This is a genomic window from Streptomyces sp. NPDC057617, assembly GCF_042800555.1.
In the GTDB taxonomy this organism is placed as follows: domain Bacteria; phylum Actinomycetota; class Actinomycetes; order Streptomycetales; family Streptomycetaceae; genus Streptomyces.
This window is the reverse complement of sequence record NZ_JBHVGV010000013.1, coordinates 64,652-85,454: the sequence shown is the minus strand read 5'-3', so window position 1 is coordinate 85,454 and position 20,803 is coordinate 64,652. Positions and strand designations below refer to the sequence as shown.

At 72.6% G+C, this 20,803-nt stretch carries 17 protein-coding genes; 7 read left to right on the top strand and 10 right to left on the bottom strand.

All coding sequences use genetic code 11. The features are described from left to right. Nucleotides 1-51: 51 nt before the first annotated feature. Genes ACFU9P_RS28085 through ACFU9P_RS28075 form a run of 3 tightly spaced genes read right to left on the bottom strand, consistent with a single transcriptional unit; the run spans nucleotide 52 to nucleotide 1,687 of the window. Nucleotides 52-903 carry a helix-turn-helix domain-containing protein gene (locus ACFU9P_RS28085; RefSeq protein WP_384086002.1) on the bottom strand — a complete coding sequence of 284 codons (852 nt, stop codon included), beginning with the start codon at nucleotides 901-903 and terminating at the stop codon, nucleotides 52-54. A 24-nt stretch (nucleotides 904-927) separates the two neighbouring features. Next, nucleotides 928-1,455 carry a DUF6879 family protein gene (locus ACFU9P_RS28080; protein WP_384085999.1) on the bottom strand — a complete coding sequence of 176 codons (528 nt, stop codon included), beginning with the start codon at nucleotides 1,453-1,455 and terminating at the stop codon, nucleotides 928-930. Continuing rightward, nucleotides 1,427-1,687 carry a hypothetical protein gene (locus ACFU9P_RS28075; protein WP_384085997.1) on the bottom strand — a complete coding sequence of 87 codons (261 nt, stop codon included), beginning with the start codon at nucleotides 1,685-1,687 and terminating at the stop codon, nucleotides 1,427-1,429. The genes ACFU9P_RS28080 and ACFU9P_RS28075 overlap by 29 nt, the downstream gene beginning before the upstream one ends. Before the next feature lie 230 nt (nucleotides 1,688-1,917). Between ACFU9P_RS28075 and ACFU9P_RS28070 the strand changes: the two genes are divergently transcribed. The 4 genes from ACFU9P_RS28070 to ACFU9P_RS28055 all read left to right on the top strand — a co-directional run bounded on the left by ACFU9P_RS28070 (nucleotide 1,918) and on the right by ACFU9P_RS28055 (nucleotide 4,221). Beyond that, a complete protein-coding gene (locus ACFU9P_RS28070; protein WP_384085994.1) occupies nucleotides 1,918-2,271 on the top strand; it encodes a DUF6415 family natural product biosynthesis protein in 354 nt (117 codons plus the stop codon). 173 nt (nucleotides 2,272-2,444) lie between these two features. Next, nucleotides 2,445-3,413 (top strand): radical SAM protein, encoded by a 969-nt coding sequence (locus ACFU9P_RS28065; protein WP_384085991.1) that lies wholly within the window; start codon nucleotides 2,445-2,447, stop codon nucleotides 3,411-3,413. After that, nucleotides 3,397-3,681 carry a hypothetical protein gene (locus ACFU9P_RS28060; protein ID WP_384085988.1) on the top strand — a complete coding sequence of 95 codons (285 nt, stop codon included), beginning with the start codon at nucleotides 3,397-3,399 and terminating at the stop codon, nucleotides 3,679-3,681. The genes ACFU9P_RS28065 and ACFU9P_RS28060 overlap by 17 nt, the downstream gene beginning before the upstream one ends. Nucleotides 3,682-3,894: 213 nt before the next feature. Then, on the top strand, nucleotides 3,895-4,221 hold the full coding sequence (locus ACFU9P_RS28055) for a hypothetical protein (protein WP_384085985.1): 327 nt from the start codon (nucleotides 3,895-3,897) through the stop codon (nucleotides 4,219-4,221). Nucleotides 4,222-4,254: 33 nt separating this feature from the next. Here ACFU9P_RS28055 and ACFU9P_RS28050 read toward each other — a convergent pair whose 3' ends face one another. Then, entirely contained in the window at nucleotides 4,255-4,941 is a 687-nt protein-coding gene (locus tag ACFU9P_RS28050) for a uracil-DNA glycosylase (RefSeq protein ID WP_384085982.1), read from the bottom strand. 316 nt (nucleotides 4,942-5,257) lie between these two features. On the opposite strand from ACFU9P_RS28050, the gene ACFU9P_RS28045 reads away from it, so the two are divergent. Genes ACFU9P_RS28045 through ACFU9P_RS28035 form a run of 3 tightly spaced genes read left to right on the top strand, consistent with a single transcriptional unit; the run spans nucleotide 5,258 to nucleotide 6,970 of the window. After that, nucleotides 5,258-6,085: an alpha/beta fold hydrolase gene (locus tag ACFU9P_RS28045; protein WP_384085979.1), complete on the top strand. Its 828-nt coding sequence runs from the start codon at nucleotides 5,258-5,260 to the stop codon at nucleotides 6,083-6,085. After that, a complete protein-coding gene (locus ACFU9P_RS28040; protein WP_384085976.1) occupies nucleotides 6,078-6,689 on the top strand; it encodes a TetR/AcrR family transcriptional regulator in 612 nt (203 codons plus the stop codon). The genes ACFU9P_RS28045 and ACFU9P_RS28040 overlap by 8 nt, the downstream gene beginning before the upstream one ends. Continuing rightward, nucleotides 6,686-6,970: a hypothetical protein gene (locus ACFU9P_RS28035; RefSeq protein ID WP_384085973.1), complete on the top strand. Its 285-nt coding sequence runs from the start codon at nucleotides 6,686-6,688 to the stop codon at nucleotides 6,968-6,970. Before ACFU9P_RS28040 ends, ACFU9P_RS28035 begins: the two co-directional genes overlap by 4 nt. On the opposite strand, the gene ACFU9P_RS28030 is transcribed toward ACFU9P_RS28035, so the two are convergent. From ACFU9P_RS28030 to ACFU9P_RS28005, 6 genes are all read right to left on the bottom strand, one after another. Then, nucleotides 6,908-7,303 (bottom strand): hypothetical protein, encoded by a 396-nt coding sequence (locus ACFU9P_RS28030; RefSeq protein ID WP_384085971.1) that lies wholly within the window; start codon nucleotides 7,301-7,303, stop codon nucleotides 6,908-6,910. The two genes, ACFU9P_RS28035 and ACFU9P_RS28030, sit on opposite strands and share 63 nt — an antisense overlap. A gap of 47 nt (nucleotides 7,304-7,350) precedes the next feature. Then, nucleotides 7,351-9,480 carry a hypothetical protein gene (locus tag ACFU9P_RS28025; RefSeq protein ID WP_384085968.1) on the bottom strand — a complete coding sequence of 710 codons (2,130 nt, stop codon included), beginning with the start codon at nucleotides 9,478-9,480 and terminating at the stop codon, nucleotides 7,351-7,353. Next, nucleotides 9,477-11,621 (bottom strand): hypothetical protein, encoded by a 2,145-nt coding sequence (locus tag ACFU9P_RS28020; protein WP_384085965.1) that lies wholly within the window; start codon nucleotides 11,619-11,621, stop codon nucleotides 9,477-9,479. Before ACFU9P_RS28020 ends, ACFU9P_RS28025 begins: the two co-directional genes overlap by 4 nt. Then, nucleotides 11,618-14,353, bottom strand: coding sequence for a hypothetical protein (locus ACFU9P_RS28015; protein ID WP_384085962.1), 2,736 nt, complete (start codon nucleotides 14,351-14,353; stop codon nucleotides 11,618-11,620). The genes ACFU9P_RS28020 and ACFU9P_RS28015 overlap by 4 nt, the downstream gene beginning before the upstream one ends. After that, the gene (locus ACFU9P_RS28010) at nucleotides 14,350-18,315 is read right to left on the bottom strand and encodes a tubulin-like doman-containing protein (RefSeq protein ID WP_384085959.1); all 3,966 of its coding nucleotides are present in this window, start codon (nucleotides 18,313-18,315) and stop codon (nucleotides 14,350-14,352) included. Before ACFU9P_RS28010 ends, ACFU9P_RS28015 begins: the two co-directional genes overlap by 4 nt. A 134-nt stretch (nucleotides 18,316-18,449) precedes the next feature. Further along, a complete protein-coding gene (locus tag ACFU9P_RS28005) occupies nucleotides 18,450-20,717 on the bottom strand; it encodes a VWA domain-containing protein (protein WP_384085956.1) in 2,268 nt (755 codons plus the stop codon). Nucleotides 20,718-20,803: the final 86 nt, after the last annotated feature.

The window sequence follows — 20,803 nt, the reverse complement described above, 5'->3', positions numbered from 1 at the left end:
AGCCCCGCCACCTCCCCTTCGGAGCGGCGGGGCTCTTCGTCGTACCCGGGATCAGGACAGCGCGTCGATGGCCTTCACGATCAGCGCCCGGGCCTCGGCCCCGTACACGGCCATACCCCGCAACTCCTCGAATGCCTTGAGGTACAGGGCGATCTCGGAGGGCTGAGTGATGTTCACCTGCGCGGACAGAAGTTCCACGGACACAAGCGTGTCGTCGTACACATGGAACGTCTCCTGCGGCCACATCCGCCTTCTCGTCGCCATGGGGATCACCCCCAGTGATACGGACGGCAAGGCGCCGGCGGTCAGCAGGTAGCCGAGTTGTGCTGCCATCGCGTCCTGGTCGCCCAACTGGTAGCGCAGTGCGCCTTCCTCGACGAGGAGTACGAAACGGTGCCCGGGCTCGTGGATGACACGTGACCGGGCGACCCGGGCGGCTGCCGCCTCCGCTCCGTCGTTCGTGGGGATCTCCCGGAAGTCCGCAATCGTGCTGAGCAGAGCCGCGGCATATCCCTCGGTCTGGAGCAGGCCGGGGATCATGGTGGAGGAGTACACCCGGAACAGGCTGGTGTCGTGAAAGAACTGCACCCAACTGTCCTGTAGCTGCTTCAGCCCGCTGCGGACCTGGTGCCGCCACTCGCTGTACATCGACTCCGCGTTGAGGGACTGGGCGATCAGATCCTCCGCCTGGCCCTCGTCGCCGCACGCCCGGCACCACAGGAGTATGTCCTTGGCGGAAGGCGCCGTGCGGGCGTTTTCGATGCGAGATGTCTTCGCGTGGTGCCAGGCGCATCGGTCGGCCAGTTCGGTGACCGTAAGTCCGGCCGCCTTGCGGAGGTCGCGCAAGCGTCGCGCTACCGACTCGCGGGCGGCTTGGGCGGACGACGATGGAGAGATGGGCATGAACTGGCCGTCCGATGCTTCCTGTCAGTGGATTTCGTACTGGTCATGTGGGACAGCGCGCGACCACACCGCCTCGAATGCCTCGGCGCACAGCTTCGCGGCGGCCGGATCGTCGGTGATCTCCTCGCCTGTGGACGAGCCGTCGCCGGCGAAGTAGTTCCAGTGGACCCATTGCTTGTCGAAGAGCCAGAAGTCGTTTCCCGGCAGGGCGATGGTGGACGCCTTACGGCGGGGGAGCCAGCGGACTTGCTCGCCGGCAGCCACGTTGGTGAAGGTGCCGGAGTGTTCGTACCGGATGTATTCGCTGACCGGTTCGGACACGATACGGGCCCGGCGCACGACAACGCCCCGAGCCACTGTCTCCGACATCAGGTCCAGCCACGGCCGCCACCAGGATGCCCGGTCGGCAGGGTCGTGGCGGAAGCCGGCACGCCACTTCGCGAACGGGCCCTCCTCGTAGTCGACGGCGTAGGAATCCCGCATCTCCAGGTGCACGGCGGAGTGTGTGCACCTGGAGATCAGCTCATCGAAGGTGGGAACGCTCGACTGCATCGCACGCCTCCCTGATCATCGGCACCATCCTGGCGGGGATACGAATCACTGCTTCGTTGTCCGGGATTCCCTTGGCGTGTCCCGGGATCTCGGTTGCCGCGCACTCCGCTTCGAGAGCGACGCTCGGCTTCCAGCCCTGGAAGACAAGCTCCTGTTCGTCCTGGTCAACCCAGACGGTCGGGCTCTGTTTGTCGCCTGTGTTGGGATCAATTCCGATGAACAGTAGGGGCATGGCCGCCTCCGGTGTCGGCTTGTGCAGTTGTGTGCACCACCATCATTCGTACAGGGTATTTGGTCAATAGCGCGAACTCCTCACCGTCGCGGGCAACTTGGGAGGCGCGCACATATCTGCACATTCCTGGTGTGCGCACACACTCGCTCCCTACGGTCGGCACAGCGGCATTCCGGGCGCCTCGCGCCGCGCCGCGCGCGATACCTGGCACGAGTGCGCACGGAGGAGCCATGGGCAGAGAGACGGACGCCGCGAGCGCCGTACAGATCGCCATCGACAGGGCCCGGGTGGTCGGCCATGGCGCATGCACGCACGAGGAACTGGACAGGCTGGCCGGGGAACTCCGGGGCCATATCACCCAGTTGCTTCCCGTCGCGCAGGCCCGGGCCGACCGCCTGTGGCGCGGGAGCCGGGAGTGGTACGTCCTGGCCGCTCGCCTGAACAGCATCTCGACCGAGGTCGAAGAGCCCCTCGCTGCCAGCAGGCTGGCCGCGCACGTACAGGTACGGCTCCTCGCGCTCGACTGCGCGTGGCTGCTCACCCGGTACGACGCGGACCTCCCCGAGCAGGAACCGGCGCGATGACCGTCTGCGCCAATGTGCGAGCAGGCGCTGGCCCAGCGCGCCGAAGCGCTGCTCCCGTCCGCCCCTGCGCGCGGGCCGGGCACTCCCAGTGGTCCCCGCCTCGGCCGATGACTCCCGCCAGGAAACCCCGGCCGAGGCGGTGCCCACCCATCCACAAGAAGAGAGGGCAGCACATGTCTATCCGATCCTTACCTGAGTACGGGACGGACACCGAGGCCTTGGCGTTCGCGTGGCTGGAGGTCACCGGATTCTGCAATCTCGAATGCATCCACTGCTACGCCGACTCGTCCCCGCAGGGCACGCACGGCAGCATGACCGTGTCCCGCTGGAAGGACTGCATCGACCAACTCGCCGCGATGGGAACGCGGAACGTCCAGTTGATCGGCGGCGAGCCGACCCTGTACCCGTACCTCGCCGAGCTGGTGGCCCACGCGAGGGGCGCGGGCCTGGGGGTGGAGGTGTTCTCGAACCTGACGCACGTCCCGGACGAGCTGTGGTCCGCGTTCGCCGAGCACGGCGTCAGCCTCGCGACGTCGTACTACTCGGACGAGGCGGACGACCACGACAAGGTCACCGAGCGGCGCGGCTCCCACGCCCGCACCCGGGCGAACATCCAGCGGGCACGCGAGCTGGGCATCCCGTTGCGCGGCGGCATCATCTCCGTCCGTCAGGGGCAGCGCACGCAGGGCGCTCTGCGGGATCTCACCGCCCTGGGTCTGACGGTCGTGGGCGCGGACCACACGCGGAGGTTCGGACGGGGCAGCCGGGGAGGCCGGCCCACTGTGGGTGACCTGTGCGGCCACTGCGCCCACGGCAAAGCGGCGATCGGCCCGGACGGTGACGTATGGCCGTGTGTGCTGGGCCGGTTCATCAGTCTCGGCAACGTCCAGGACACACCGCTGGAAGAGATCTGGAACGGTGTCCCTACGGCGGACGCCCGCCGGGAGATCGAGGCCGCGCACGGACCCGGGGGCGCCTCGGCGGAGGCGTGCACTCCGCCGCAGTTCCTGCCCATGTGCGGCCCCTGTGCCCCGTGCGTGCCGTCGGTCGCGAACTGCGACCCCCGGCCGGCGGACGCGGCTACGATCGGGGCGCCCGGACAGATCGGATTGCAGGAGGCGCGTGGTGTCGCGGACGGATGAGGAGTGGGCCCACATCGCACGGTACGTGCGCCACGCGGTCAACAAGGTCGGGCCGGAGCTTCCCCTGTGCTTGCCCGGGGAGCCGCAGGAGTGCGGGCAGAGCGCGCAGCAGCACGTACTGCTGTGGGCGGCTGACCTCAAGGCCCGGGCCCACCACCTGATCGAGGAGTCCGCTCCGTCCCGCGACGAAGCCACCTACTACGCCGGCCCGCTGTACAAGGACAAGCTCTCGGTGCTGCGGGACAGTTCCGGACGGCAGCCGGCGTAACACCGCTCAGACCGTCTGAGCACCGTCCGAGCGTCTCCACCCTGTCGGCCCCCGTCCTGTGCCACGCTGTGGCCGGTCGGGGGCCGGCCCTCTGTCCAGGAGGGCACCGCCTTGCAGCGCACAGCTTGGGATGAACTTCCGATCTTGACGCGACGGGCCGTCGTGCGCCGTACAGGTCCCCTTGAGGGAGCCGAAACGGCGAGCGAGGGAGTGATGTCCCCGCTCGCCTGCACGCTCCGCACGAGCGCCGGGCGCGTCTTCGTCAAGGGCACACCGGTGGACGCTCCCGCGGCGTGGATGTACCGCGCCGAGGCGCAGGTGACGCACGCCGCCTCGCTCGCCCCATCGCTGCTCTGGGAAGTCGAGGCCGGCGGCTGGCTGCTCTGCGGATACGAGTTTCTGGAGGGCCGGCACCCTGACCTGTCCCCGGGCTCAGGAGACCTGCCCGCGCTGGTTGACACGCTGCGCGTGATGCCCCACCGCAGCGCCCTCACAGAGGCCGCCAGGGCATGGACCGGTCACCGCTCGGTAGCCGTCTGATCCATGATCGAGGCTCGCAAAGGCGGCTCTTCGTCACCCCGGTAGCGGCGCCGTCAGGTGGCGGGCTCGGTGGAAGACGGCTTCGAGCATGGGTTCGGTCAGGCGGCCGGTGGCGGTGTTCTGGCGGCTGGGGTGGTAGCAGCCGAGCTGGACGCGTCCGTCGGGGCGGCGGAATTCGGCGGCGTGGTGGAAGGCGGGGCGGGGGCTGACGGCGGCCTGGAGGCAGGCGGCGTTCCAGGCGAAGGCGCCGAGGGTGAGGATGACGGTGACGTCCTTGAGGGCGTCGAGTTCGGCGGTCATGTACGGGAGGCAGTTGTCGCGTTCGGCCGAGGTGGGCCGGTTCTCCGGGGGCGCGCAGCGCACCGCGGACGCGATCCACGCGCCGGTCAGGCGCAGGCCGTCGCCGCGGTGGAGGGAGACGGGGCGGTTGGCGTAGCCGGTCCGGTGCATCGCGCGGATGAGCCAGTCGCCGGACGCGTCGCCGGTGAAGCTGCGGCCCGTACGGTTTCCGCCGTGCGCGGCCGGGGCCAGCCCCAGCACATAGAGCCGGGCGGCCGGGTCCCCGAACCCCGGCAGGGGCCGGGCCCAGTACTCCTCCCCCGCGAACCGGGCCGGCGCCTGCCGCGCCGCCTCCCGCCGCCACGCCACCAGCCGGGGACACCGCACACAGGCGACGACCTGCCGCTCCGTACGCCCCAGCGCCGCCTCCGACCCCGCCACGCGTCCGCCCTCTTTCCGTCTCGTACATCCATCCTCGTACCGCAAGGGAGCGGAGGCCACTGAATGACTCGTACAGGGGCGATCCTTCATAAGCACCGTACTTGGCTGCCAAGGCCCACTCGGAGAGTTCGATGTCCTCGACATGGGTGAGCAGGAAGCGGGGGCCGTCGGTGGTGCCGTGCCGCGCTCCTCCCGCCCGCGGCGCCGGACGGTTCCCATCTCACCGGGCTTGCCATGGATCCTCGCGCACCGGCCTTGACCGCTTTGGCTAACTCGAATAGCCTTCTAGCTATCGAAATTAGCTATGGAGGTCGACATGACTGAGTTCCTGAACGTGGAAGGCGGCACCCTCGCCTACGAGGTGACCGGCTCCGGGCCGCTGATGGTGCTTGCGCATGGGATCGGACAGAGCCGCGACGCCTATCGGTTCATGGTCCCGGAGCTGGTGGCCGCCGGTTACCGGGTCGCGGCCGTGGACCTGCGAGGCAGCGGCGAGTCGACCGCGACGTGGCCGTCCTACACCCGCACCGACATCGCCGGCGACCTGATCGCACTGATCGGGCACCTCGGCGGTCCCGCAGTGCTGGTCGGCCACTCCATCTCCGGTGGCGCCGCGACGATCGCCGCTGCCAAGGCGCCGACGCTCGTGAGTGCCGTCGTCGAACTGGCGCCGTTCACCCGCAAGGTGGAGTACCCGCTCAGCGCCCTGGGCGTGTCCCGCTACCGCAAGGCCGCGACGGCGATCTCGGCCGTCGCGATGCTCGGCAGCCACAAGCAGTGGCGGAAATACCTGGAGATCGCGACCCCGGAGCCGCGCCCGGCGGACTGGGCCGCGAGCATCGAGCGCACCGACGCCATGCTGCGCGAGCCGGGCCGGATGAAGGCCCTGCAGAAGCAGATGAACAGCGCCGCCGACGCCGGTGCCCAACTCGGCAACGTGCACTGCCCGGTCCTGGTCGTCATGGGCACCCTCGATCCCGACTGGGGTGACCCGAAGGCCGAGGGCGAGGCCATCGTGGCCGCGCTGCCGGAGGGCGTCGGCCGGCTTGAGATGCTCCCGGGGGCGGGCCACTACCCGCAGGTCCAGTTCCCCTCGGCAGTGGTCGGCCTGGTGCGCTCGTTCCTGGAGACGGCCCGTGCCTAGGGCCGGACTCGACCGGGCCACGGTCATCGCGGCCGCGTCCGAACTCGCCGACGAGGTCGGCTTCGCCGGCCTGACCATGGGCCTGCTGGCCGAGCGGGTCGGCGTGCGGACACCGTCGCTGTACAAGCACGTCGATTCGCTGAACGCCCTCCAGCGGGGCGTCGGCCTCCAGGCCGTCCGCGACATCGGCGCCGTCCTGACCCGGGCCGCCGTCGGCCGGTCCGGTCCGGACGCGGTCCGCGCGATCGCCGAGACGTACCGGAAGTGGGCCCTCGACCACCCCGGCCGGTACGCCGCCAGCGTCCGCGCCCCGCGCCCCGAAGACGAGGAATACCAGGCCGTGGCCCACGAATCGGTGCAGATCCTGTTCGACGCGGTCGCCGGCTTCGGGCTGACCGACGAGCGCGCCGTCGATGCGGTCCGAGCCCTGCGCACCGTCATCCACGGCTTCGTCGGCCTCGAAAGCGACGATGCCTTCCTGATGGGGCGCGATCCCGCCGACAGCTACCGGTTCGTCGTCGACACGCTGATCAACGGCATGCTGACCGAGGCCGCCAGCGGCGGGCCCGACACCGCGCCGCTCCATGCCGGGGAGGGACCATGACCCAGGCCGCCGACTCCCCGAACCGCACCAACGCCGCCTCGGGGCTGCGGTTCCTGACCGAACTGATCGGCTGGACGGCCACCCCATGGGCGCTGCACCGGGTCGACTGGGCGGTCGCGATCGCCGCGCTGGTCCTGCTGATCGGACTGCCGGCCGTCGTCGGGACACCCGACGTCGGTCGTGCTCGAACAGCCTCGCTGGCGTTGGCTGTTGCGCCACTAGATCACGACTCGATACGCACCCTGGCGCAGGTCTTCACACCAGGGGGCGGCCAGGCCTGAGTGGCAGGCTTCTATGCGTTGTTGCTCCTCTGCGGTTGCGCCCAGGGCGTGCAGTCCGGCCATGGCGGCCAGGGTGAGGGCTGTCATCGCCGCCTGGCTCCGGATCAGCGTTCTTGGCGCGTGGCGTAGGGCGGCCACTGTTGTCACCGCGGCGGCGATGGCGGCTACCACGGCCATTTTCAGGATGTAGGGGCCAACGGGACCGCCGATGTGCTGGGGGTCCCAGGAGAAGTAGGTGTCGGCCGACCAGGCCAGGAAGATCAGGGCCAGGGCGCCCAGTTCGGACGCGGCCAGGGCGATGGCGGCGCAGCCGCCGGGGGTGCGTTCAGCCATGGGGTCAGCGAAACACCATCCCTGTCGGGGCACATGAGCATCCGTACTCAGGCCAGCATCACAGCGATCGCGATGAGTACGGCGATGACGCCGATGGCCGTGCCTACCACGCAGCCCGGGTTGTTCGTCAGGTCGGAGAGGCGGGTGCCGAGGGTGGCGGGTTGAGGGGGTGTGGTGGATGTGGACGTGGATGTGGACGTGGATGTGGATATCGGGGGCGGGGTGAACGGCGCGGGGTTCTGGACGATCACATCACGCAGGATCTGCTGCCACAGAACGGGCGGCAGATCGGGGGCCTGGCCGTTCGCGGGGGAAACGACCGTCTGCTGGAGCCAGTTGCTCGCGGCGGGATGGCGGTCGCGGCCGATGCGGTGGAGCAGTTCCTGTAGATCGCGCAGATAGCGTTCGTCCCGGGCCAGCGGGGCGACCGCCCAGATGAAGAGGTCCGCCGCGCGTCTGGCGACGGCCGTTCGCGAAAGGGGTTCCGCGTCCTGCCAGTTCGGGGTGAAGTACAGGCCGTTACGGAGCACCTCCGCGCACAGTTCGTGGCGCATCGTCGGGCGGCGCATCCGGACGCGGTGGTCGTCGCCCAGTTCCTCCAGGATCAGGTCCATGGAGTCCGGGGGCAGTTCGCCGGAGCGCAGTTCGTCGAGGAGCCGGTCGTCGGACAGGGTGTGCAGGTGGTCGGCCAGGCGGCGGCGCTCCAGGGTGTTGCCGCGGCGGTGGGTCCGTAGGTCGTCGTGGAGTGAGGGCGCTTCTTGTGCCCGCGCAGGGTTCGGCTCCGGCTTCGGTTCCAGGTTCGGGTTCGGGTTCGGGTTCGGGGCCGGGGCCGGGGTCGGGGCCGGGTTCGGATCGTGCTCAGGGGTCGGCTCCGGCCCCGGATCCGGTTGCTGTTCCTGCTCGCGTGCCCGGGCGCGCGCCTGGTCCTGTTCCCGCGTCCAGGTCCGGCCCTGTTCCTGTTTTTGCTCATCGGCCGGAGCCGGCGCCTGGGTTGGTCCCTGGCCCAGGTCCCCATCCGGGGCGTCGTACGGCGCGTCGTACGGTGCGGTCGCGGCGCGGCCGCCCGGCCGGCCGGCGCCCGGCGACAGGATCTCCTTCAGCAGCGTCCGCCGCCGCGGCCACTCCAGGCCCGCGCCGTCCCGCAGCCCCTCCATGAGCTGTGGCACGCCCGGGGGCTGCTCCGGGTGTTTCAGGAGGTGGTCCACCAGGCGGGCCGCCGCCGCGTGTTCGAAGCGGGGCTCGGCCGGGGGGCGGCCCATGATCCGGGCGAGCGGACCGTACCCGCCCGTGTCCGGTTCCCAGCGCGGGACGCACATCAGCCGGAGCTGGTGGGTGTCGGCCGTGTCGTACGTGGCGAACGTCCACTCCTGGCCGGGCCAGGAGCCGAAGAGCATGAACAGGCCCAGATACACCACGGGCGCCGCGTCCCGGTCCGGCCAGCCGGGCAGTTCCTCCTCGTCCACCAGCAGCGACACACGCTGCGCCGGATCGCGCAGCCACTCCGCGGCGGTCAGGATCAGCGCGTTCTTGACCGTCGGCAGCAGGTCCAGCATCCCGGGCAGCCGCTTGCGGGCCAGCTTGTCGAGTGCCTCGGCCTCCACCGTGCTCAGCCGCCCGGCGGCCTGCTCGGCGGACTCCCGGCTGCCCCAGCCGCCGTGCGCGAGGCCGAGGCACTGGCGGGTCTTCAGCGTCCGCGGGTCGCCGATCAGGACATGGCTGACCGTGCTGGGCCGGCCGCCCCGGTCGGTGGTGGGCCAGCGCTGGACGAGCATGGCGTCGCCGTCGCGGGAGAGGGTGCGTACGACACTGCGGCGCGGGGCCGCCGTACCGGACACCCAGAGCAACGGGCCCAGTTCCCGGCCCAGTTCCTCGGCGCGCTCGGGCGGGCAGGAGTGGGCGACGGCGTTCATGCCGGTGCCCTGGCGGCCCTGGTTGCCGTCCCACCGGAAGACCACCTGGTGCACCGAACCGGCCGCCGCACCGCCACCCCCACCGCCGTACCCGCCCGGCGCCCGCACCTCGCCCTGGCCCCCAGGAACGGCCTGGCCCCCCGTCCCGCCGTGCCCGCCTGGAGCACGCGACTCGCCCTGGCCGCCCGCCCCGCCGTACCCGCCCGGGCCGCGCAACTCGCCCTGGCCCCCCGCCCCGCCGTACCCGCGCTCCCCGAACCCGTTCACTCCGCTTCCCCTCCCGCAACTCCCGCAGCTCTCACAGCCCCGGCGCCCCCGGCCTCCGAAGGCGACGGCGACGGCACCGCCTCCATCGCCGGCGTTGTCCCCACCGCGAACGCCTCCGCGCCGCCCGGTACGTCGATCAGCCCGTGCATCGCCAGCAGCGACAGCAGCGGCTCCAGCACCCGCCGCGGCCCCGCCCCCGCCGGGTAGCGCCCGCGGTCCTCCAGGCCGCCGGTCGCCGACGCGACATGCAGGGTGCACCGGCGGATCGCGTCGAAGGGCCGGAGCCATGCCTGGCCCGCGTGGTGGCGCAGCAGTCCGTACACGTCCCGGCTCTCTTCGAGCATCCGCGCCGGGTCGAGCGCGGTGGGCGGTGCCTCGCCCAGCCACCGGTCGACCGGCGGCTGGAACCGCAGCAGATCGGCCTTGCCCAGCACCATCGCCGCCGCCACCTCCAGATAGGGGCCGTTCTTCGGCAGCCGGTCCAGGACGGTGCCGAAGGCGAGATCGCCGTCCCGGTTCACCTCAAGTCCCCACCGGTCCCTGGCCCGGTCGAGATGCGGCAGCGGCAGCGCCAGTGCCGGATCGACGACAAAGACCAGGGCGTCGACCCCGAGCAGGAAACGGAGCGCCGCGTCCGTCCGTACGAGGTCCTCACCGCCCAGATCGAAGAAGGCGACCGGACGCACCTGCCCCCGGGCGTCCGTGATCAGCAGGGACTCCACGAACCGTGCGAAGCCCTCCAGACCGACGCCGCCGGTGTGGCTGAGGACCTTGCCGTTGCGCAGCGGCTGCACCCGATCCCGTACGAACCGCGCGTGCTGCTCCGGGTTGACGGACTGCCACTTCAGTCCGAACGGCTCCAGACCGCCGTCGGTGATCGCCGCGATCATCTGGGTCAGCAGATGGCTCTTGCCGGTGGAGGACTGGCCGACCATCGCGACGGTCAGCGGCCGGCCGTAGGTGAGATAGGGCACCGGGATGAAGTGCTCGGGGAACTCCGGGTCCGCCGTGCACTTCTGGACGGCGCCGCGCATGACGTCCTGGCGCCGCAGGGGATTGCCGATGCCCGAGACGTTCAGCGGCTTGTACTGCATCCTGCTGTCGGTGACGAACAGCGCGCCGAGGTCGAGCTGGATCGTCTCCAGGCAGTACGGGCAGATCACCTCGCCGCCGCTCCGGTCGGCGGCCGCGGGACCGCCGGGCGGTTCGGCGGCGGGCGCCTGCCGCTTGAGGTCCAGCGCCTGCGCGAACGCCTCCCGGTGCGGGCGCGTCTCGTCGGCGGGTACGGCGAGCGCGATACGGCGGGCCGCCCCCGGCTTCAGCAGGTCCAGCAGCCGGGCGGGCGCCGGGCGGCCGGCGGCCAGCGGGTCGAAGGCGCCGCGCAGGGTCTCGGCGAGCACCCGGTGCGCGGCGAGATCGGCGGGCGCCCGGTCGGTGGGCCCGGCCCGTCCCGTGACGAGCTGGTAGAGCACCTGGGCGGCGCTCCACACCATGTCCCGGGGGTCGACGAGCCCCTCGCCGCGGCGCTGTTCGGGCGGGCAGTACGGCGCCCGGCCCCACCGGGTCCTGGCCCTGCCCGTACGGGCCGCTCCCTCCAGGCCCCAGAGCTGGACGGACGTGCCGTCCCAGAGCACGGTGGCGGGCGAGATGCCCCGTAACACCAGACCCTGGCCCTCCAGCAGACAGAGGGCCAGCATCAGGTCACGGGCGAAGACCCGCTGGTCGCTCGCGCCCATCACATGGATGAGCCCGGCGGGTTCGCCGCGCGGCGCCGCGTACAGCAGGTACGGCTCGGCCGTGTCCAGTTCGTAGCCAATGATCCGCGGGAAGAGCGGTGCGTACTCCGTGCCGTCGAGCACCCGGTGCAGATGCAGGGCGGTGCCCGCCTCGGCGTCGAGCAGGGCGCGGGCCGCCGGGTTGGCCGCGTCGGCGGCGGTCAGACGCACCTGGACGCACTTCTGTCCCTCGTCGTCGAGCATTCCGTTGCGGATCCGCTGGGGGAGCAGCGGATCGCGGCGGGACTCGGGGCCGAAGCGCACGGGGGTGACGCGGTGCTGTCCGGAGGGGACGGTGAAGGCGAGGGTGGTACGGCGCGGACTGTCCGGCGCCACCGGGCCGCCGCGCTGCGAGGTACTGGTCACCAGCGGTCGCCGTCCCTTCGTCCGTACGTGTCTCGCTCGTACGCGTCGGCCTGGCCGAACCCTTCGCGGGCGTCGGCCCGGTCGTACGGATCCACCTGGCCGGCCCGTTCGTACGGGTCCATCCGCTCCGGCTCGGCGCTCTGGCGGGAGCGGACGGTGTCCACCACTCCCATCCGCAGCGGCGTGAGCCGGATCAGGCCCGCGTACCGGCCGGTGGAGGTCCACAGCGCGTCCTCCGGGTGGAACTGACCGCTCGTCCGCCAGGCCTGCTCGACCTCGCCGCGTACGGCCTCCGGCGCGAACCGGATCCACACCGCCGCCGCGGGGTCGCGGCTGAGGAGTGTGCCCTGCTCGGGCGAGGAGAGCTGCACCACGGCCTGCCGGTCGGCCTCGGCGCCGACCAGTTCGGCCACCCCGTGCGGGGTGGTCCCCAGCAGGTTCGCCGAGGTGGTACGGGTGCGGTGCGCGGCGGCGAAGGGCGGCGGGGCCAGCACTCCGTTGCGCTGGAGGTGGTGGCGGGCCGTGGACAGCAGATCGCGGACCCGTTCCTCGGTGCGGCGGACGGCGAGGGCGCCGGCCTGGCCGCGTTCGACGGCACCCCAGTAGGGCGCCATCGCGACCATCGCGGCGTCCGTCAGATCGCCGGCCAGGGTGGCGACCAGTTCGGGGCCGCCCTCGCCGCTCTCCCGGTCCAGCCAGCGCGGAGTCGCGGCGGTACGGTCCGCCGAGGGGCCGGCGGGGGCGCTGGGCCGGTCCGCGGGCTCGGTGGTCATGGCGGGCTCGGCGGGCTGGTCCCAGGGCGCCTCGTCGTCCCAGACGTACGCGCCCGCCCAGTCGCCGTCCCCGTCGTCGGACACCGCGAAGGTGTCCGTGTCCAGGGCCGAGGCGCTGGACAGCCAGTCGTCGGCGTCGAGCGGCTCGGTGCCTGAGGTGCCCGAGGCACCTGTTGCGCCTGAAGCGCCGGACGTACCACCGGAAGCGCCTTTGGACGCGCCTCCGGCCGTCGGCTGCTCCGGTCCGGGCACCGCCTCGGCGTCCGCGGCGGCGGCCGTCGCCCGCAGCATGCCGGCGACGGACCGGGCCGCGTCCGCGCAGTACAGCCGCTCCTCGGCGGCCCAGTGCTCACGGACCGCCTCGGCCAGCAGGGCGTCGAGCCCGTCCAGGGCCCGGCGCAGCGCGCCCGTCCCCTGGTCGGCGGCCCACGCTCCGGCGGCCCTGCGCCAGAGCCGGCGCCCCGTTTCCACGGCGACGCCGAGACCCGCCATCAGCCCGGCGGCGCTCAGCCAGAGCGGGGGCCCGGCCGCGTACGCCACGCCCACCCCGGCGACGGCGCCGGCGAGCGCCGCGGCCCGGGGGCCGGTGACCCACCGGCCCGGACTCAGTGCGAACCGCAGCCGGGAGGCACCGAGCGCCGCCACCGCGAAGAACAGCAGAGGCACGACCAGCGCCAGCGCCGCCAGCGGCCCTTGCCACAGCGCGCCGAGCAGCCCCGCCAGGGCGGCTGCGGCGAGCGGACCGGCCGGGCGGCCGGGCGCCGGGCCGCTCGCGGCAGCCACGGACTGCCGGGCCACCGCGTCGGCCGAGTGGCCCGAGAGCTTCGGCAGCAGCGCCGAACCCGGCACCGGCTCCACCCGTCCGGCCAGCCCGGTGAAGCGCTGGGCCACCGCGCGCAGGGCAAGACCCTGCCCCAGCAGCTTCCCCGCGTACTCCCGCAGCCCCTCGCCGATCCGGTCGCCCACGCCCTCGGCCGGCGGCACCCGCAGACCGAGGGCCGCGAGCCGGGCCGCCGCCTCGGCGGACGACGGTGCCGTACCGGAGCCGCCGTCGCCGCGCAGGGCGGAGTCGACGAGGTCGCGGTACTCGCCGAGCGCCTGGTGCGCCCGGTCGAGGTCCGCCGCGAAGGCGTGCTTACGAGAGGTGCTCAGCAGCCCGGGCAGGGCCCGCAGCCCGGCGAGCGCCGCCTCGGCGTCGCCGAGCGCCTCCGCGCACGCGCGGTACGCGCCGTCCGCCACCCCGTCCGGCTCCCGGTGCTTCTGGTCGCGGGAGGCCCGGCCCGCCGCCAGCCCCCGCAGGGGCTCCGGCAGTTCGGCCCCGGACCAGGCGGCCACCGGCAGATCCGGGGGGAGTTCGGCGTCCTCGCCCGCGAACCGGGTGAGCGCGTCCCGCCAGGCCCGGTCCCGTACCTCCGGCGGCAGGTCCTGCTCCAGCAGCCGCACACCGGGCGCGGCGACGGCGTCCGGCAGCGACCGCAGGTCGTCGAGCACCCGCAGGAAGACGTCCGGTACGGAGAGCAGGTCGACCAGTACGGCCAGTGCCCCGGGGTCGTCGGGCGCGGGCCGCTCCAGCGCCGTACGGGCGGAGCGCAGATCGCCCGCCCACAGCAGGGCCGTAGCGGAGGAGCGCAGTACCGCGGGCCGTACCAGCCGGCGGTCCGGCTGGAACGGCTCGCCGTCACCGGCGTACGAACCGGGCGCGCTGCCCACCAGCAGGACCAGGATCCGTACCTCGCCCACGGCCCGGTAGGCGGTGAGGAGTTCGTACTGCCGCTGGTGGTCGGTCAGTCCTGCCGGGGTGTCGACCACCAGGAACAGCGGGTGGTCGGGCTCCGGCAGCCCGGCCGGGCCCAGTTGGCGGGCGACCCTGGTGCGCAGGGCCGGGCCGGAGTCGAGTTCGGCCGCGCCCGCGCGGAGGTCGAGATGGATGACGGCGCCGATGTCCTCGGTCGTGATCATTCCGGATCACCGTCCCAGGGGTTGCGCGGCGAGCGGGCGCCGCGGTCGGAACTGTCGTCGTACGAGCTGGAGTCGGCGGAGTCGTCGCCGTACGAGCGGGAGTCGCGGGGGGCGTCGTACGAGCGGGAGCCGCCGTACGGGCCGGGGTCCTCGCGGTGGTCGTACGAGCGCGAAGCACCGCGGTCGCCGCGGTCGTCGTACGAGCCGGAGCCCCCGGGGTCGTCCGGGTCGTCGTACGAGCGAGGGTCGCGGGGGCTGCCGTACGAGCGGGAGTCGTCTGCGTCGCCGTAGGAACGGGGATCGCGGGGGCTGCCGTACGGGCGGGGGTCGGCGGACCTGGTCTCGTCGTACGGCCGGGTGCCGGCGTCGGTGCCGGCGCCCGAGCGCGAACCCCCGGAGTCGCCGGGTTCCCCGGGGTCGTCCGGGTCGTCGTCCCAGGGGGCCGACGGGCGGCGGGTGCCGCCCGAGTGGCCGTTGACGCGGTCGGCGGGGGAGCGGCGGGCGCTGTCGCCGTACGCGTCGCCGTCGTCATGGCCGCCAGGAACACGCGGCTGCCGCTCGTCCCGCTCGGCCGTGCCACGTCGGCGCCCGTCGCCGTACCCGCCGTCGTACCCGTCCTCGTCCGCCGGCGCGCGATAGTCGTCCACCGAGGCGCGCCGCCCGCGCTCCTCGCCACCGCCGCCCACCCGGGCGTCCGCCGAGGCCCGGTCCGCCGAGGCCCGGGGTGTCGAAGAACGCGGCGCCGTACCCCAGTCGTCGTCATCGGCCGTGGCACGCACGGGCTCCGGACGGTCCCTGCGGACGCGCGGCTTCGGCGTACCTCCGCGTACCTGCTCCAGCAGGGTGCGCAAGGTCGGCTGGACCGCGCGCTGGTCCCCGAACTCCGTGTCCAGCGCGGCCGGCAGGGTCTCCGCCCAGAACTCCCACAGCGGACGCACCCAGCCCTCGACCCGCTCGCCGCCGCGCTCCCGGCGGTCCTCCAGCAGCTGGAGCTGGCGCGGGGCGATCTTCTCGACCAGTTCGACGAAGAGCGGATGCGGCTTGCCGACGGACCTGGCGAGACCGATCGGCTGGGCCGCCATCAGTTCGCGGCAGTAGTCCTCGACGGTCCGCTCGTCGTCGAGGACGGTCCAGCGTTCGTACGAGCGGAGCAGCTCGGCCCAGCTCGACACGTCGCCGGGGAAGTCCCCCAGCCGCAGCCGGACACCGGGCACGTTGTCGCCGGACTCCGGGAACAGGCGCAGCCGTACCCGGCCCGGCGACGACGGGTCGCCGTCCACCACATCGACCTGGCCGTTCCACATGCAGCAGAGCAGCCGGTGCAGGATGGTGCGGCGGTCCTCCTCGCTGCTCACCATCCAGCTGTCGCGGAAGCCGAGCCGCTGCCGCCACCGGAGCACGTCCTGCGCCTGCTCGGAATCCTTCGCCCTGGCCCACTGGCGCAGCACCTTGCGGGCCTCGGGCACCTGGGTCAGGCTCATCTCGCTGCGGAACAGGACCACGGTGATCGAGTCGCTCTCGACTCCCCGGTACTCCACGGAGTTCTTGGCGTCGGAGGGCAGCCGCAGCGCCTTGCCGAGATACTCCTGCACCTCCTCCACGGCCTGGACGCGCGGGTAGGTGACCAGGGCCCGCAGCGGTCCCGTGCCCTCGGGGGTGAAGCCCACCGGCAGCAGCCCGGTCAGCTTGCGGCCGAACAGGTCGAGCGCCTCCTTGCTGACCTGCTCGGTGGCGTCCGCGTCGCCCGCCGCGGCGGCCAGCAGCGTGCTCATGGGCGGCAGCAGCGGCCGCTCCTCCAGATGCTCGCCGCTCTCGGCGAACAGCCGGGTGATCCGGGCCTCCAACTGCGCCTTGACGTTGGCCACCGCGCCGTCCGGGTTGCGGCGGCTGAGGGAGTGGACGGAGCGCCAGGTGTCCCCGTCGATCATCTTCAGCAGGAGCGTGGCCTCGTCCTCGTTCTCGCGCAGCCCCTCGCGGCGGATCAGCCGGGTGACCAGGTCCTCGTAGAAGTGGTTGAGGGTGCGCTGCGGCGGCAGGAGGTACGAGATGCCGGTGCGGTCCTCGTACAGTTCGAGGCCCTTCTGCGCGGAGACCTTGCGCTCCTGGTCGGAGTGTTTGCGGAAGGCGTTCACCAGGCGCCCGAGGTCGGTGCCTGCCGTGTCGGCCTGGGACTGCCAGCGCTGCTGCTGCTCGCGCCAGGCCTCGTGCCAGACGGTCCGGCTGCGCCACTGGTACCAGGTGTCCTGCTCGTGGAGGGCCGCCTGTACGTCGTCGTCGCCCCAGCGTGCCGGGGACATGCCGGCCAGCCGGCCCTTGATCCGGGGGGCCTTGGGCGGCTGCTCGGTGACCCCGGGCGGGCGCTGGGGGGCGACGGCACGGTTGGCGAGCATGCCGAGGAAGCCGAGCCGGGCGATGGGTTCCTCGCTGCCGGGGACGCCCCGGACGACGCGTTCGGCGAGGAACGGGTCCACGCCGCGGAGCAGCTTGTCGATGGCGGGGCGCGGGGAGAACCGGTCGGCCATGGAGCCGGCCTGGCGGTCGGCGATGGACTGGAGGTCGGAGATCAGCCGCTGCATGTCCGCGACCCGCTCGCCGAGCGCCTGCTCGATGGCCCTGCTGCCGCGCGGCAGCGGATCCGGCTCCGGTACGGGCAACTGCTTGCGCTCCCACAGCTCTTCGAGGTGCGAGTCGGCGAAGAGCTGGCGGATCAGCGGCACCGCGGTCTCGCGCAGCGCGGTACGCGGCCGCTCCACCAGATCCGTGACCGCCTCCCGCAGCAGGCGGCCGGCCACCAGATCGGCGAGCTGGTCCATCGGGGCGGTCATCGAGGCCACCAGGCTGGTGGAGACGCCCTGCCGCCCGATGCCGGTGGGGGAGAGGGCGCTGCGGTGCACTCCGCGGTTGATGAAGCTGGCGGCGAAGGTCTGGAAGTCGTCGTCGGCGGCGGTTTTGCGGCCCCGGGAGCGGCCGTCGCCCAGTTCGGTGCCGATCAGGGACATCACCAGGGACACGATGGAGCGGCGGAGGTCGTCCTGGCGGATGCCCGCGGTCGGGCTGAACAGGAACGCCGTGGGCAGGATGCCGGTGCGCAGCCGGACCGGTGTGGTGCCCGGGTAGCGGATGCCGGACCCGGAGTCATGGTCCAGGTCCCCTATCTCCGCCCCCTCGGTCGGCGCGTTCTGCCCGTCCACCAGCCGGAACAGGTCGACCAGCGCACGCGCCGCGTTGAGGTCCGCCTCCCGTCCGCCGCCGGCGGACGAGGAGAACGAGGACGGCATGACGACCAGCGGATAGATCTTCACGCCGTCGAACCGGCGGAGCTGGAAGGCGTAGTTGATGAGGTGCAGATAGTCGAGGAAGATCCCGGCGCCGGTGCCTCCGGCGACCGAGAAGGCCACGAACACATCGCAGCCGTTGACCTTGCCGCCGCCCAGCTCGGCCAGTTCACCGGCCGACTTGGCGATCGCGTCGATCGCCTGGAGCAGCGGTTCGAGGACCGGCGCGAGGCTGTGCCGGAGGGTGGCGAAGAGGGCGGCGCGCCCGACGGTGGGCAGCTGGCCGGCGCCGTTGTGGAGCGGGGTGACCTTCGGCTCGTCGACGCGCGGCGGCAGCCATTCGGCGACCTCGTCGCGCAGGCTCGCCCGGAGCATCTTGGTGACTTCCGGTGAACTGTCGAAGTTCGGCAGCAGGTTGTGGGTGGCCCGGGAGGTACGGGCGTACGCGGCGCGCAGCGACGGGTCCACATTGAACTGCGGCAGCCGCTGGAGATCGGACTCGCTGTAGTCCGCGTACACGAACTGGAGGCAGTCGGGCAGTTGGTAGGGGGCGTGGCCGCTGAGATGGCTGAGCGCGACGCCGTCGGGACCGCACAGCTCGGCGCGCAGCTTGCGTTCCAGCTCGGCACCGACCAGGCCGCCGGTGCCGCCCAGACCGACGAAGAGCATCGGCTGGAAGATTTTCATGGGTTTCCTCCCGTTGCGGCCGTGTCGGCGGCCGGTTCGTACGTACGTCCTCGGTGCGGCTGTGCTGTGCGTTTCTCGGTGGAGCAGTGCCGTGCGGGGCCGGGCCGGTGGCGTACCGGCCCGGCCCGCGCCGGTCAGAGGTAGGACCCGTAGCCGCCGCTGCCGCCCTCGCCGGTCGCGGGGGCGGTGGCCGTGGCGGAGTCCGGGGTGGCGGGCCGTGGTCTGCGGTCGCTGGGGGTACGGGTACGGGTACGTGTACGGGTCTCCTCGCCGAGGGACAGGCTCAGCGCCTCGGTCAGCGGGACCCGGCCGTTCGCGGGCAGCCGGGTCTTTCCGGCACCGCGCCTGCGCAGGACCGCTCCGCCCTCGGGGCTGCGCCGGACCGCGTACGGGCCGTGGTTGCGGCGCTCGATGCGCGGGCTGCGGTGGGGTTCGACGACGGCGAACTCGTACCACTGCTTGTGTCCGTGCCCGGCCGGGTGCTCGCCGAGGATGTCGCCGTCCTCGGAGACCAGTTGCAGCACCAGTCCGAACGGGTCCCTGCGGCTGCGGCGCTGGCGCAGCAGGGCGAGGGCCGCCACCACGGCCAGCGCGAGCAGTGCGGCGGCCGACAGGAACGCCCACCAGTACGTGTCCCAGATCCCGGGCTCCGGTGTCACCCGTACGGAGAGCGGGGAGCGCACCAGCGTACGGCCGGAGTCGGTGGTGTCGACCACGGTGACGGTGGCGCCGAGCCGCAGTCCGTCGTCACCGAGGCGGTCGCCGAAGACGCCTTCGGGGGCGACCTCGACCGTCACCTCCCGCGTCTCGGACTTCCCGGGCTCGACGACGATCTGGGCCGGGGTGATCGAGAGCAGCCCGGGCTGGAGGTCGGCGACGGAGAGCCGCAGGGTGTGCGGGGACGAGCTGGTGTTGTGGACGGCCAGGGTGCCGGTGACGGTGGCGCCGGGGTGGGTGTCGGCGGCGGGCAGGGTGAGCGCGGTGGTGACGGGCAGCACGCCGGGCGCGATCTGGCCGCCCTCGCTGCGGGTGTCGGCGCTCAGCCCGGAGGCCGTCAGGGTGCCGCTCACCTTCAGCGCACCGCTCGCGCTCTTCGGGATCGTCACGGAACCGGTGAAGGAGCCGTCGCTCTTCCCGGGGTCCGGTGCCTTTCCGTCGTCGGCGAGGCGCAGCTCCAGCGGGGCGAAACCGTCGCCGGTCAGCTCGCTGCTGACCCGCAGTCCCTCGTAGTCGCGCGGGTCCTTGATCTCGTACCCCTCGCGGGTCTGGAGCCGCATGGTCACGGTGGTCTTCTGGCCGGCCTGCGGCGACGGCGGGTCCATGGTGATGGAGCCGCGCAGCTCGCCCTGCCACAGCACACTGACCCCGACCGGCAGGGAACGGTGTCCCTCGGCGGCCTCGGCCCTCACCTTCCAGACACCCGGCACCGGGTCGGTGATCCTCAGCGCCTCCACGGGGCCGCCGGCGCCCGCGAGTTCGAAGCGTGACTCGCGGTACGTGCCCGAGGTCGGGACCGGGTGGCCGCTCGGGTCGAGGTAGGTGATCCGTACCGCGGGGTCGCCCTTGTCGACCACGATGCTGCCCACGGTCGCCAGCGGCGAGATACCGATCTCCAGGGTGGCCGGCGGGCGCTTGCTGGGGCCCTGCTCGTAGCGCAGGCAGTGGGCGGCGGCGAAGATCTTCTCCAGCATCGGACCGACGTCCTTCGCCCCGGAGACCTTGCCGGCCGTGGGGCGGGCGGAGGGCAGTTCGACACAGCCCTTCTGGTAGCCGCCGGCGGCCATCCGGTCGAGCTGCGCCTTGTCCGGGGCGGGGCCGAAGCCCAGCGGCCAGATCTGCACCCGCTGGGCGGCGGCGTTCTTGAGTTCGAGCTCCAACTGCCGTTCGCCCTCGGCCTCGCGGTGCGCGGGGTCGCCGTACTGGGGGCTGCCGGTGACGTCCATCTCCCCGTCGGTGAGCAGGAACAGCACCCGGGGCTCCGACGGGTCGGTGCCGGTGCTCAGCTCGTGCACGCCCTGGCGTATCGCGCTGGGGAAGTCGGTGCCGGTGCCCTCGTCCTTCTTGCGGCTGCGCAGCTTGCCGACGCACGCGCCGACCGCCTCGCGCCCCGCCGCGTCCAGTGTGGTCCGCGGGCACACCGGGTCCACCGCCCGCTGGTCGCCGGACTCGGCGGCGGCGAAACCGAAGACCGTGACATGGGAGGACGAGGAGACATCGCCCAGCGCGATCCGCGCGGCGGCGGCCTTCTCGGCCTTCATGTCCTCGGGCGCGAGACTGGCGGACTCGTCCACGGCGACGGCGTAGTTGACCGAGGTGAAGGCCGGTTCGGACGCCGCCGCCGGTACGGGACCGGGGCCGGGGGGTGCCAGCAGGGACATCAGCACCGCGGCACCGCCCAGCACGGAGACCGCACCACGGTGCGCCCAGCGGTGCGGCCCGCGGTGTGTCCGACGGTCCGGTGTCCGACGGTCTGGTGTCCGATGCTCCG